This window comes from Selenomonas bovis DSM 23594 (assembly GCF_000381005.1).
GTDB classification, from domain to species: domain Bacteria; phylum Bacillota; class Negativicutes; order Selenomonadales; family Selenomonadaceae; genus Selenomonas_C; species Selenomonas_C bovis.
Window position 1 is genome coordinate 53,053 of record NZ_KB908379.1, and the last position, 13,029, is coordinate 66,081.

13 protein-coding genes are annotated in these 13,029 nt (G+C 57.5%); all 13 read right to left on the reverse strand.

From position 1 onward, the window contains the following. Positions 1 to 175: 175 nt before the first annotated feature. The 13 genes from F599_RS0100275 to F599_RS0100335 all read right to left on the reverse strand — a co-directional run bounded on the left by F599_RS0100275 (position 176) and on the right by F599_RS0100335 (position 12,825). A complete protein-coding gene (locus F599_RS0100275; protein ID WP_019541535.1) occupies positions 176 to 1,363 on the reverse strand; it encodes a pyridoxal phosphate-dependent aminotransferase in 1,188 nt (395 codons plus the stop codon). Between the two features lie 132 nt (positions 1,364 to 1,495). After that, positions 1,496 to 1,981 carry a siroheme decarboxylase subunit beta gene (ahbB, locus tag F599_RS0100280; RefSeq protein ID WP_020700422.1) on the reverse strand — a complete coding sequence of 162 codons (486 nt, stop codon included), beginning with the start codon at positions 1,979 to 1,981 and terminating at the stop codon, positions 1,496 to 1,498. Positions 1,982 to 1,987: 6 nt separating this feature from the next. Continuing rightward, entirely contained in the window at positions 1,988 to 2,446 is a 459-nt protein-coding gene (ahbA, locus tag F599_RS0100285; RefSeq protein ID WP_019541537.1) for a siroheme decarboxylase subunit alpha, read from the reverse strand. A gap of 78 nt (positions 2,447 to 2,524) precedes the next feature. Further along, entirely contained in the window at positions 2,525 to 3,154 is a 630-nt protein-coding gene (gene yihA / locus F599_RS0100290; RefSeq protein ID WP_019541538.1) for a ribosome biogenesis GTP-binding protein YihA/YsxC, read from the reverse strand. Beyond that, a complete protein-coding gene (lon, locus tag F599_RS0100295) occupies positions 3,147 to 5,498 on the reverse strand; it encodes an endopeptidase La (RefSeq protein ID WP_019541539.1) in 2,352 nt (783 codons plus the stop codon). Before lon ends, yihA begins: the two co-directional genes overlap by 8 nt. 230 nt (positions 5,499 to 5,728) lie before the next feature. Beyond that, on the reverse strand, positions 5,729 to 7,003 hold the full coding sequence (clpX, locus tag F599_RS0100300) for an ATP-dependent Clp protease ATP-binding subunit ClpX (protein WP_019541540.1): 1,275 nt from the start codon (positions 7,001 to 7,003) through the stop codon (positions 5,729 to 5,731). Positions 7,004 to 7,014: 11 nt separating this feature from the next. Continuing rightward, positions 7,015 to 7,635 (reverse strand): ATP-dependent Clp endopeptidase proteolytic subunit ClpP, encoded by a 621-nt coding sequence (gene clpP / locus F599_RS0100305; RefSeq protein WP_033368875.1) that lies wholly within the window; start codon positions 7,633 to 7,635, stop codon positions 7,015 to 7,017. Positions 7,636 to 7,656: 21 nt separating this feature from the next. Then, positions 7,657 to 8,952: a trigger factor gene (gene tig / locus F599_RS0100310; protein WP_019541542.1), complete on the reverse strand. Its 1,296-nt coding sequence runs from the start codon at positions 8,950 to 8,952 to the stop codon at positions 7,657 to 7,659. Positions 8,953 to 9,129: 177 nt separating this feature from the next. Further along, positions 9,130 to 9,738 carry a GerMN domain-containing protein gene (locus F599_RS0100315; RefSeq protein WP_019541543.1) on the reverse strand — a complete coding sequence of 203 codons (609 nt, stop codon included), beginning with the start codon at positions 9,736 to 9,738 and terminating at the stop codon, positions 9,130 to 9,132. 11 nt (positions 9,739 to 9,749) lie between these two features. Then, a complete protein-coding gene (locus F599_RS0100320; protein WP_019541544.1) occupies positions 9,750 to 10,823 on the reverse strand; it encodes an N-acetylmuramoyl-L-alanine amidase family protein in 1,074 nt (357 codons plus the stop codon). A 6-nt stretch (positions 10,824 to 10,829) separates the two neighbouring features. Next, positions 10,830 to 11,036, reverse strand: coding sequence for a DUF3006 domain-containing protein (locus F599_RS0100325; protein WP_019541545.1), 207 nt, complete (start codon positions 11,034 to 11,036; stop codon positions 10,830 to 10,832). Further along, a complete protein-coding gene (locus F599_RS0100330; protein ID WP_019541546.1) occupies positions 11,033 to 11,986 on the reverse strand; it encodes a ComEC/Rec2 family competence protein in 954 nt (317 codons plus the stop codon). The genes F599_RS0100325 and F599_RS0100330 overlap by 4 nt, the downstream gene beginning before the upstream one ends. A gap of 29 nt (positions 11,987 to 12,015) precedes the next feature. Further along, the gene (locus tag F599_RS0100335; RefSeq protein WP_019541547.1) at positions 12,016 to 12,825 is read right to left on the reverse strand and encodes a Cof-type HAD-IIB family hydrolase; all 810 of its coding nucleotides are present in this window, start codon (positions 12,823 to 12,825) and stop codon (positions 12,016 to 12,018) included. Between the last annotated feature and the right edge of the window lie 204 nt (positions 12,826 to 13,029).

A 13,029-nucleotide genomic window follows, 5' to 3' on the forward strand; every position in this document is an offset into this window, starting at 1 on the left:
GATGGCGAAAAAAGAGTGTGAAAAAGCGTCTCCTGCTCCTCCCTGGGAAAACCATTTTCTGACAAAGGCCAGCGATAGATGCAAAAAAGCCAGCTGTTCCTCAGCGAACAGCCAGCTTTTGCAGGATAGAGAAAATCCTATCGGGCATGAGGCCCACTCATACAGCAGCGTTTCCTCACTTGCCGTATTCCGCTGCGAGTTTCTTGAAAAGCGGCAGCGAGCGGCGGATGGTCTCTGTCTTGATACAATAGGCAGCACGGAAATAACCGGGGCAACCGAAGTCAGCACCGGGAACGAGCAGCAGGCCGTATTTCTTCGCACGTTCACAGAACGCCGCATCATCCTCCTCGAGGCATTTCGGAAAAAGATAGAACGCCCCCTGCGGCTTCACGCAGGTGAATCCTGCCGCGATGAGGCCATCGTAGAGGAGCTTGCCATTCTCCACATATTTGCTGATATCCGACGGCTTGTCCACGCAGCGCGCGACGACATACTGCCAGAGCGAAGGTGCGTTGACATGCGTGAGTACGCGCGCAGCGCCCGCAATCGCGCCAAAGACAGCACCGAAGTCCGCAACGCTGTCGGGTACGGCAATATAGCCGATGCGTTCGCCGGGCAGGGAGAACGACTTGCTGTAGGAATAGCAGACAAGCGTATTCTCATAATATTTCGGAACATAAGGAACCGTGTAGCCCTCAAAGGCAATCTCCCGATACGGTTCATCAGAAATGATAAAGATTGGATGGCCGTATGCCTGCTCCTTTTGGCGCAGGATTTCCGCCAGCCGCGCGATGGTCTGCTCAGAATAGACCGCACCGCTCGGGTTATTGGGCGAATTCACAATGATCGCCTTCGTATTCGGCGTGAGCAGCCGCTCGAACGCAGCAAAGTCGATCTGAAAATCCTCCGTGCGGGCTGGCACGACAACGAGCCTGCCGCCGACGGACTCCACGAAGCAACGGTACTCCGGGAAAAAAGGAGCGAAGGCGATGAACTCATCCCCCTCTTCGCAAAGCGCCTTAAAGCAGATGGTGATCGCAGCGGCAGCGCCTGCCGTCATGAAGATATTTTTCCCCTCATAGTCCATGTCAAACCGGCGGTTCAGACTCTCCGCCACCGCCGCGCGCACCTGGGGATGCCCGGGCGCCACCGTATAGCCGTGGATCTCATTCGGAGCCTTCGTTTGCAGGATATCCACCGCTGCCTCGCGGATGAAATCCGGCGTCGGTACATTAGGATTGCCCAGGCTGAAGTCGAACACCTGATCCTCACCGACCTCGGCCGCACGTTTCCTGCCAAATTCAAAGATCGTGCGGATTGTCGATTTTTTCGTACCCAGTTCATACATCTTCTCAGAAACCATATCTGCCACCCATCCTCATCTCTCAAGAAATGCAGCAGCGCCGCATCTCGTATAGAACGTCATACACGCGAATATTTTAACATATTTACATACAAAAAAAAAGCGAGGAGCACTTTCGAAACCATCGCAGTGTCACTCGCTGAAATATTGCATGGAAGTTTTCTTCCATTCTTTTTTCGAATAAAGCATGACGCGACGCGATACATGATTCTCTCTGCCGAGGCAATCTGCAATCTGCTCACACTCCGCGCGACTGTGTGCATGAATCATCGTGTAGAGATTGTACGGCCATCCCGGCGCGACGTTCCGATCGTAGCAATGCGAGACAGACGCCGATGTCGCCATCGCCTTCGCCACCTCGTCGAGACGCTCCGGCGGGACAGCCCAGGCACAGAGGACGTTCGCAGAAAATCCAACCTCGCGATGACGCAGTACGGCGCCCATCTTGCGGATCATCTTCTGCTCCGTCATTTCTTTCACGCGGGCGAGGAATACCTCCTCGCTCACGCCAGCCCGCGCGGCCAGTTCTTTGTACGGCTCCTCGACGAGCGGGAAGTCTCCCTGCAGGGCGCGGATGACATTCTTATCCAGCTCGCTGACCTTTTTTCCTGGCTGCATCATAAGTTACCTCAGCTTGAACTGCACGTTGATCTTGTACTTCTTCCGCGACTTGAGATTCATCATGCCATGCACACCCGGAAGCGCACGCACCTCGCGCAGGATGGTGCGTTCCTGTTCCGGCGTCTGCGTAAGCAGCGTGAACCAGAGATTGTACTCGCCCTCACGCTCGTAGTTGTGCGTGGCACCAACGTACTGATTGACAGCCTCCGCCACGGACTGCATGTGATCCTCGTCGACCTGGAGCGCCACGAGCGTTCCCGCGTAGCCGAGGCGCGCGGAGTTGAAGAACGTGCCGATGCGACGCAGGTAGCCCGCTTGTTTCAGCCACCTCAGCCGCGTGAGGACAGTCGCTTCATCCGTACCAAGCTGAGCTGCGAGCTCAGCAAACGGCCTGCTGCAGACGGGAAGATTTCCCTGCAGCAGATTCAGAAGGGCTTTATCGAACGTCGTCAGCTCCGTCATAGGTCATGCACTCCTTTATCGCACCGTCACCCACAGCAGTGAAAGCGCCTCTAGTATGAATCTGATTCATATTTTCCTTTATTGTAGCAGAGTGTCCCATATGACGTCAAGTAAATCTGAACGTCCTTCATTTTTTACAGAAGAATATGGCAGGACCGAAAGCTCCGCGACACCGAGCGTCTGCCGGATAAGCGCGACTTGTTTCGCACAGGCGTTCTTGCCGAGTTTGTCCGCCTTGGTCGCGATAACGAGCACGGGGATGCCGTTCCTCACCAGCCAGGAGAACATCTCGATATCAGAGCGCATCGGCGCATGGCGGATATCGATGAGCTGACAGACGAACTGCAACTGCGGCGAGTGGAGCAAATAGTCCTCGATGAACGCGGACCACATCTTCCGACGCTCCTTCCCCGTCTTCGCATAGCCATAGCCAGGGAGATCGACGAGGTAGAAGCTCTTCCTGTCCGCCGTCCCCTCCCCTTTAGCGCCCAATGCGTAGAAATTGATGGTCTGCGTCTTGCCCGGCTGCGAGGAAACGCGCGCGAGATTCTTCACGCGCGTGAGAGAATTGATGAGGGAGGACTTGCCGACATTCGAACGTCCGATGAAAACAATCTCCGGCATCTTTTCCTCCGGATACTGCTCCCGCTTGACGGCCGAAGCAACGTAGACGGCCTGTGTGATGATGACGCGTTCCTGCTCAGGCATGGTTGTCCTCCTTTCCCTCTTCCCTTGGCATCAGCGCTGTCTTGAGTACCTCGTCCATGTGAGCGACGGGCACGAACTGCAGTTTGCCGCGGATCTCCTCTGGGATGTCCTCGATGTCCCTCTGATTCTCCTTCGGCAAGAGGATTGTGCGGATACCCTCCCTGTAGGCTGCGAGGACTTTTTCCTTCAGCCCACCGATGGGGAGGACATTGCCGCGTAACGTAATCTCGCCCGTCATCGCCACATCACTGCGCACTTTGCGCTGCGTGAGTGCGGAGATCATCGCTGTCGCCATCGTGATGCCTGCGGACGGCCCGTCCTTCGGTATGGCCCCTTCAGGCAGATGGATATGGATATCCACAGTTTCATAAAAATCATCGGCGAGCCCGAGCTCCTGTGTGCGGCTGCGGATATAGGAAAGTCCGGCCTGGGCCGATTCCTGCATGACATCACCGAGCTGCCCTGTGAGGATCAGCTTGCCCTTCCCCTTCAGCACAGAGACCTCTGTAGGCAGGATGTCGCCGCCTACTTCTGTCCAGGCCATGCCTGTCACGACACCGACCTGCGGCTGCTTCTCCGCTTTCGTGCTGAGGAACTTCGGCTTGTCGAGAAAAGTGACGAGATTCTTCTTCGTCACACGGATTGGTGCCTCCGCCCCCTCTACGATCTGACGCGCCGCCTTGCGGCAGATACGTTCAATCTGGCGCAGGAGCTCACGCACGCCAGATTCCCGCGTGTACGCGGTGATGATTTCGCGCAGCACGCCGGCCCCGAACCGGATGTCCTTCGCCTTGAGCCCATTCGCCTGTCGCGCACGCGCGACGAGGTATTTCTTGGCAATGGCGAGCTTTTCAAACTCCGTATAACTGGAAAGCGTGATGATTTCCATGCGGTCGCGCAATGGACGCGGAATATTCCCCAGATTGTTCGCCGTAACGATCCAGAGCACCTCGGAAAGATCAAACGGCACATCGAGATAATGATCGACGAAGGCCTTGTTCTGCTCCGGATCGAGCACCTCGAGCATGGCAGCCGCCGGATCACCGCTGTACTCCTGCGCCATTTTATCAATCTCATCGAGGAGGAAGACAGGATTTTTCGTACCGGCTGTGCGAATCCCCTCGAGGATGCGCCCGGGCAGCGAACCGACATACGTCCGACGATGGCCGCGGATCTCCGCCTCATCGCGGACGCCGCCCAACGAGACATGGACGAATCTGCGACCGAGCGCACGGGCGACAGAAGATGCCAGCGATGTCTTGCCGACGCCCGGCGGCCCGACGAGGCAGAGAATAGGAGCTGTCTTCGCCTCAGCGAGCTGATGGACGGCCAGATAATCCAGGATGCGTTCCTTGACTTCCTTCAAGCCGTAATGATCGCGCTCAAGCACCGCCTGTGCTTGACTGATCTCCACAGTATCTTCCGTTTCCTTTGACCAAGGCAGAGCGAAAATCCAGTCGATATAGCCGCGTACGACACTCGTTTCCGGTGACAGCGTGCTGAGCGCATCGAGCCGATCGATTTCCTCCGTCAGCTTCTTGCGTACAACGTCGGGGAACTGCTGCCCTTCGAGCCGTTTCCGATACGCCTCGACTTCCTCTGCCTTGCGGTCTTTCTCACCCAGTTCCTTGCGAATGGCCTTGATTTTCTCCCGCAAGTAGAAGTCCTTCTGCACCTTATTCATCTGCTGACGGACTTCCGTCTCGATTTTCTTTTCGAGCTCAAGAACCTCGAGCTCATGCGCAAGAACGCGGTAGAGCAGGTCGAGCCGCTCCCGCACATCAATGCAGGCGAGGAGTTGCTGACGCACCTGCAGCTTGAGACTCAGATGGCTGGCGATGAGATCCGCCATCTTCCCCGCGCTGTCGAGGATGGCAATGGAGACAAGTGCTTCCTCCGGAATCTTGCCGCTGAGCTTCACCCATTTCTCAAAGGCATCCACAACGCTGCGAACCAGCGCGTCAAGTTCCAGAGATTCCTTGTCCTCCGCGGGATCATCGACATGCTCGAAAGCGATGGCCTCAGCATACTTCTCGAGACTATGGCACTCCGTGATGGTCGCACGGCTGACTCCCTCGACGAGGATGCGCACAGAACCATCCGGCATCTTCATCGAGCGGCGGACCTCCGCTACCGTTCCCACCTCGTAGAGATCCTCCTGACCGATCTCATCCTTTTCATCGTCGCGCTGTGCAACGAGCAAGATTTTCCTGTCCGCGAGCATGGCCTGCTCCAGCGCCGCCACGGAGCGTTCCCTGCCGACATCTAGATTCACCATCATCGCGGGAAAAACCACCATGCCGCGCATGGGCAAAAGCGGCAGGCGCACCGTCTGTTCCGGCATTCTATTCCCCTCCTTGAAAAACTAAAGGAACCGCTGATTAAATGAAGTGCTCCGGATTTACGCGGATGCGCTGTACTCTTCGGAGACAAACCGCAGGCGTAGCAAAGCTACGCTGAGGATGGCAGGGCGACGAGAGGACAGTGCAGACGCGTGAAAACGGAGTGCTGAATTAATCAGTGGTTCCTAAAAACAAGGCGCTGCACTCCGGCAGCGCCCCATGTAATCTCCATTCATGCAGAAGCTTCTTGGTTCTTTCCTGGTTTTGTTTTCTTATCAAGCGTCAGCACGGGATCCTTCTTCTTTTCCACGACCTCTTTCGTGACGCGGCAGGCGGAAACTCCCTCCACGGAAGGCACATCATACATGACATTGCGCATGATGCCCTCGATGATGGAGCGCAGTCCGCGCGCTCCCGTCTTGCGCTGGAGCGCCTCCTTCGCGATAAGCCGGAGCGCTCCTTCGTCAAAGGTGAGCTTGACGCCATCCATCTCGAGGAGCTTCTGATATTGCTTCACGAGCGCGTTGCGCGGCTCCGTGAGTATGTTCACGAGCGCGTCTTCGTCGAGCGCATCGAGCGTCACGACGACGGGCAGACGACCGATGAACTCCGGAATCAATCCGCTCTTGAGCAGATCTTCCGGCAGGACATGTCGCAGGACCTCGCCGATGTTGCGTTCCTTACGCGATGTGACATTGGCGCCGAAACCGAGTTGTTTCTCGCCAAGACGCGACTCGATGATCTTCTCGATGCCGTCGAACGCACCGCCGCAAATGAACAGGATGTTCGTCGTGTCGATGGAGATGAGCTCCTGATGCGGATGCTTGCGGCCCCCCTGTGGCGGTACAGAAGCCGTCGTCCCCTCAAGAATCTTGAGGAGTGCCTGTTGGACGCCCTCGCCTGACACATCGCGGGTAATGGAGGGATTCTCCGATTTACGGGAAATCTTGTCAATCTCATCGATGTAGATGATGCCGCGCTCCGCACGGTCGATATCGTAGTCGGCCGCCTGGATGAGCTTGAGCAGGATGTTCTCGACATCCTCGCCGACATAGCCGGCCTCCGTGAGCGACGTCGCATCAGCAATCGCAAATGGCACGTTGAGGATCTTCGCCAGAGACTGCGCAAGCAACGTCTTGCCGCTGCCCGTCGGGCCGATCATCAGGATATTCGACTTCTGCAGCTCCACATCGTCTGCTGCTTTCATCAGGCCCTTGTTGATGCGCTTGTAATGGTTGTAGACCGCAACGGAAAGCGTCTTTTTCGCCTCATCCTGGCCAATGACATACTGGTCGAGGATGGCACGGATATCTTTCGGCTTCGGTACATCCTTGAGCTCTACCTCTACATCCTCGCTGAACTCTTCTTCGATGATCTCGTTGCAAAGTTCGATGCATTCATCACAAATGTAGACACCCGGGCCAGCTACGAGCTTCCTCACCTGATCCTGCGTCTTGCCGCAGAATGAACACTTCAGCTGCCCCTTTTCATCGCCGAACTTCAACATGATACCACCTCTCAGCTCTCCGCTTTCGTCTTCGAGGACTTGGCCGCCTTCTCCTTGCGCGTGATGACCTCATCAATCAGGCCATAGGCTTTCGCCTCATCCGCCGTCATGAAATTATCGCGCTCCGTGTCCTCGATGACCTTCTCGAGCTTCTGCCTTGTCGTCTTGACGAGGATCTCATTGATGACCTCGCGGATGCGCAGGATTTCCTTCGCCTGGATCTGGATGTCCGTCGACTGCCCCTGCGCGCCGCCGAGCGGCTGATGAATCATAATGCGCGACATGGGGAGCGCGAAGCGCTTCCCCTTGGCGCCTGCTGTAAGCAGGACAGAGCCCATGCTCGCCGCCTGACCGATGCAGATGGTCGAGACATCCGGCTTGATGTACTGCATGGTATCGTAGATGGCAAGGCCAGCCGTCACCACACCACCCGGGCTATTGATATAGAGGTAGATATCCTTGTCCGGGTCCTCAGACTCGAGGAAAAGGAGCTGCGCCACAACGGTATTCGCCACATTGTCATCAATCGGCCCGCCGAGGAAGATGATGCGATCCTTGAGCAGACGCGAATAGATGTCGTAAGCACGTTCCCCGCGGCTTGACGTCTCCACGACCATTGGTACATAACTCATAATTGATACCCCCAAAGGGAATTACTCAGCGAGATTGTCAAAGATGAACTGCATCGTCTTGTTGCGCAGGACGGTAGCAGCCAGATCGTTGAGCCTTCCCTGTTCAGCAATGATTTTCTTGACCTGCTTCGGCGTAGCGCCGTAAGCAGCAGCCATGACCTCGACCTCTTTGTCAAGATCCGCGGCCTCCACCTTGATATTCTCCGCCTTGGCAACTTCCTCGAGCATGAGGCCCGTGCGGACGTTCTTCTCCGCCGTCTCACGATACTGCTCGCGGAGCTTCGCAATATCCGTGCCAGCGAACTGCAGATACTGCTCGAGCTGCATCCCCTGCTGTGCGAGGCGCATCTCCATCTCGCGAAGCATGCGCGTTACTTCGTTGTCAACCATGACCGGCGGGATGTCGACGGTGATGTTCTTGCTCGCCGTCTCGAGTGCCTCTGCCTTGCGGTCGTTCTCTGCCTTGCGCTCCGCGTTCTCCGTGAGGTTCTTGCGGATGTCAGCTTTGAGCTCATCGAGCGTCTCGAACTTGCTGGCCGCCTTGGCAAACGCATCGTCGATGGCCGGCAGTTCTTTATGCTTGATGCTGCGGATCGTGCACTTGAACGTCGCGTCCTTGCCCGCGAGCTCCTTGGCATGGTACTCCTCGGGGAACTTGACGTTTACATCCTTCTCCTCGCCAACCTTCGCGCCGATGAGCTGCGTCTCAAAGCCCGGGATGAAGCTATTAGAGCCAATCTGCAGCGGGTAGTCCTTGCCCTCGCCGCCTTCGAACGCCTCGCCGTCGACGAAGCCCTTGAAGTCGAGCGTCGTGAAATCGCCGTCCTCGACAGCCGCACCTTCCGGAGCCTCGACCATCTTCGCCTGATGATCTGCCATGCGCTTAAGCTGGTTGTCGACATCCTCATCCGTGACCTTGACCTCATCCTTAGCAATCTTGAGGCCCTTGTACTCGCCGAGTTTAACCTCGGGACGCGGTACGACCGTAGCCTTGAATACGACATCCTTGCCCTCTTCGAGCGTCACCGTCTCGATATCCGGACGCGTCACGATGTCTTCCATCTTCTGGTCTTTCAGAGCCTCAGCGAGTGCCTCCGGTGCGATGAAATAGTCAAACGCCTCCTGAAGAACCGTCTGCTTGCCGACGTGCTGCTCGACAATCTTGCGCGGCGCCTTGCCCTTACGGAATCCCGGGATATTCACCTGAGATGCGAAGCGCTTGCAGGCACGCTCCTCGGCCTTGTCGAGCTCTGCCGCTACGACCTCGATGGTCAGGACGACCTTCTGGTTCTCTATTTTTTCTGCTGAAACTTTCATTGTCTGAAAAGACCTCCTGTTTGATTTCTTTCGTCACGACAGCACACCCCTAGAGCATGCTATACAAAGCACATCATATCACAAACGGCACGGAAACACAAGAAAAACGAATCACATGGGAAACGGCATAGAACCGCCGATGCAAGAAGCGCTCCCGCTCTATGCGCACGCCGCCCCTCAAAGCAGCTGCTTCATGCGCGCGAGCGGCTGCGTCAGATCCATGTGACCGCTCAGGGACTCGATGGCCTTGCCGTCGATGAGGATCTGCACGCGCTTCACTTCGGGAAATTCCGTGAGCGTATCGACGATGGAGCCTACGAGCATCTCTTCCCCCGTAGAGCCGCCGACGAAATTCTTCGAGAGCTCCCTGCTGAAGCTCACCTTCGCCGTACCGTCCGCGACCTTGACCGACTGGAGCTTCGCCTGCTTCGGGATGATGACAGTCTGCCCCTTTTCCTGCGTTCCTGCAAGCAGAGACCGCATGACCGCCGTGTACTTATCCTCCTTGTCCGTCTTGATCTTGCGCGAGACGGCGACGAGCTTCGTCCCATCATCGTTTGGATAGTATACCTTGACCGTGAGCTCCTTCGCAGCTGTCTCCTTCTTTTCCCCTGAAGCAGGCTGCCCCGCCCTCGCGCCACTCTCTGTTACGACAGAGGCATCACTGCCGTCCTGTGCACCTTTCGTTGCCGTCTGCGCGCCGCAGCCCGCCACGAGCAACAGGCCGCAGCAAATCACGAGCGGCAGTAGCGCGCCACGAGCGCCACGCAATATCTTCATCATCATACTCCCAACTCCTATCTAGCCGATTCGCTGAAATATCGTCCGATGCCTTTTGCCAGCGCCAGGGCGAGCTCCCTCTGATACGCGTCGGAGGCGAGCAGCGCCTCCTCCTCCGGATTCGTGATGAACGCGAGCTCGACGAGACTCGCCGGCATCGCGGAGTGCTTCATGACGTAGAAATTCGCCTGCTTGACGCCGCGGTTGAAGCGGCCGCCCGCTGCCGCAAGCTCCTCGTTCAGCAGCTCGGCCAGGCGCTCATCACGATCCGTCTTCGGATAGTAATATGTCTCCATGCCATGCGCCCCCGGATTGGAAAACGCGTTGCAGTGGATGCTGACGAAGATTTCCGCCTCCGGCGCATATGCGCCGACATTCACCCGCGCCTGCAGTTCCTGCCGATCCGTGGCATACGGCCCATAGACATCGACATCCGCATCGCGCGTCATCACGACGCGCGCACCAGAATTCGTGAGGATATCCCGCAGATCGCGCGCCACTGCCAGCGTGACAGATGCCTCTGTCACACCATCCGGCCCGACGGCCCCCGTATCGCTGCCGCCATGGCCAGCATCAAGCACGAGGGCGTGACCTGCCACGCCCTCGACGTTCCCCGCTGGCGCAGCCTGCGGCTTCTCGAAGATATCGATGGCAATGCGGCTGGGTTTGCGTGCCCTGCGGTCAGGATCGAGCCGCGTCACCTGGTAGGTGCAGCCCGCGCCCGCCTGCGTCAGGAGCACGCGCACCAACGTATGCCGCGCCTCCAGTTCCTCGATATGGACAGACGAGACATATTTGCTCTTCTGTGCAATCTGCGCCGCAAGCTGGCCGCGCACCGTGTTCGGCAGGTCGAGGACGAGCTCCTTGCGCAGGAAAGTCTTCTCCCTGACCGTATACTCGGCATTCGCCCGGCTGACGCCGATCTCGATGTGCCATGCCGGCCGGCCGTCCACCGTCGTCTCATACGCCTGAAAATAATTTAGTTCATTGACAGGCAGCTGGCGCGCTGCCGACGCTGTCGGCAGTGCGAAAAGCAGCCCGCACAGACAGCAAAAACAAAGCCGCAACACATATTTTATCTGGTCTTGCATAAAAATCTATCCTTCCTCGTGCAGCAGCGACAGCGCCTCGTCCTCCGCCGCCTCTGTTCTTTCCTTGTCATAGCGGATATCGATGGTCACATAATCGCCCTCCTGCAACCCGGACGGCAGATAAGCGCGGGGGAAATTCACTTTCTTCATCTCATCGCCGAGCAGCAGGACGGCCCATGCCTCCTCGAAGCGATCCAAGTAAGCAGAAATCATGATTTCTCCTCCTTCACCTCATAGCTCTTGCCGTCAGACGTTATGGTAATCGTGCCGTTCTTGTCCGTCTCGTAGGTCTTAGCATGGATGGCCGCATATTTCTTCAGCGTCTCCTTATGCGGATGACCGTAGTCGTTACCCGCGCCGCAGGAAATCACGCATGTCTCCGGCTGCACGAGGCGGAGATATGCAGCGCTCGACGATGTCTTGCTGCCATGATGCGGCGCCTTGAGCACCTGGCTCTTCAGCTCACTGCCGTAACGAGCGGCAATGGACGCCTCGGCCTCCTTCTCGGCATCGCCCGTAAAGAGCATCGCGAACTGGCCGAACGTCAGCCGTCCGACTACCGACTCATTGTTCGGATCATGCTTGTAGCCCTTCTGCTGCCCCTTCTGCACGAGACTTTCCTCAGGACTCAACACCTCGAACTGCGCACCGCCGCCGAAATCCAGTACATCCCCGGCCTTGAGCGCATGGTGCGGGATGCCTCTGGCTTTCGCTTTTTTCATGTAGCTGAGATAGAGCTTGGATGTAGACGGCATGCCGTTGTCATAGATACTGCCGATCTCATAACTGCCGTCGAGCAGCACCTCCATGCCGCCGATATGGTCGGCATGCGGATGCGTGAGGATGACCTTATCGATCTTCTTCACACCGGCTTTCGCAAGCTGGGCGCGTAGCTTGTCGCGCTCATCCACATCGCTCGTATCGATGAGGACCGTCTGCTCCTGCGTCTGTATGAGGATGGCATCCCCCTGTCCGACATCGAGCATCTTGATGCTGATGGTTCCCTGCGGCACACTCGTCTGCACCGCGGCCTTCGCACTCCCCTGAGCGGAGGAGGACGTCGATGCGGCGGTGTTGTCTGCCGTCTTGGCAGCGCCGCAGCCCGCAAGCAGCAGCGTCAGGCTCAGCAGCAGGCTAACCCACCATTTCCAACGTTTCTGCAAAACGAATCCCTCCTAAGAAAAATGACATATCACTCGTCACGATGCAAAATCAAATGTGAAATTCCCCAGGCGACGCCGTCCTCGTCGACGCTCGGAACAGTGTAACGCGCAATGGCCTTGACCTCCGGCTGCGCATTGCCCATCGCCACGCTGGTGCCGACAGTCTGCATCATCTCGATGTCGTTGAGGCCGTCGCCGAACGCGATGCTGTCGCGCACGGGGATGGCTAGCGCCTCCAATGCCCGCAGGATGCCGCTGCCCTTCGAGACATCCGCGGCATAGAGCTCCATATTCTTCTTATGATACGGATCCATGAGCCCCGCGAGCCCCGGCAGCGCGAGCAACTGCCGAAACGCACCGCCTCCCTCCGCCTCGAACGCGAGGAATTCCAGCTTGCAAACATCGATATCCTCCAGCGAGAACGAGCGGACGAACCGCCCCACATCGATGCCGATGCCCCGGTAGAACTCCTCCAAGCCGTGGAACTCCGGTCTCAGATACACTTGCCGCGGTCCCTGCAGGATATACTCCACGCCATGCGCCTCCGAGAGCGCCACGATCTCCCGCACACGCGCCCGCGGCAGCGGCTGCTCATAGACGCAGTGCCCATCGACGAACACCGCTGCTCCGTTCATGAGCACATAGCCATCGAAGAGCCCCTGCGTCGTGAGCTCGTCATCGAGATACACGAGCGGCCTCCCGCTCGCAATCAGCGTCCGATGCCCCGCGCGCCGCAGCTCCAAGATGGCCTGTCGCGTGCGCTCTGTCATCTGCGGCCGTCGCCGCATGATATTGATGAGCGTCCCGTCAATATCGAAAAAAACTGCCTTCCTCGTCAAAAACAACCTCCGTCTGCTGTTCGCCACCCCATCTACAAAGATACTGTAACATCTCCCAGCGCAGTCCGCGGATCAGCACGCTAAAGGTCTTATAAGGCGGCGGCACATGGCATCCGCCACGCGGACGCCCAGCGTATGTTCACCGTCTACGATTATAGCAACGACGGGGATTTTTTTCAAGAAACTGCCGCGCACCACGCTGTC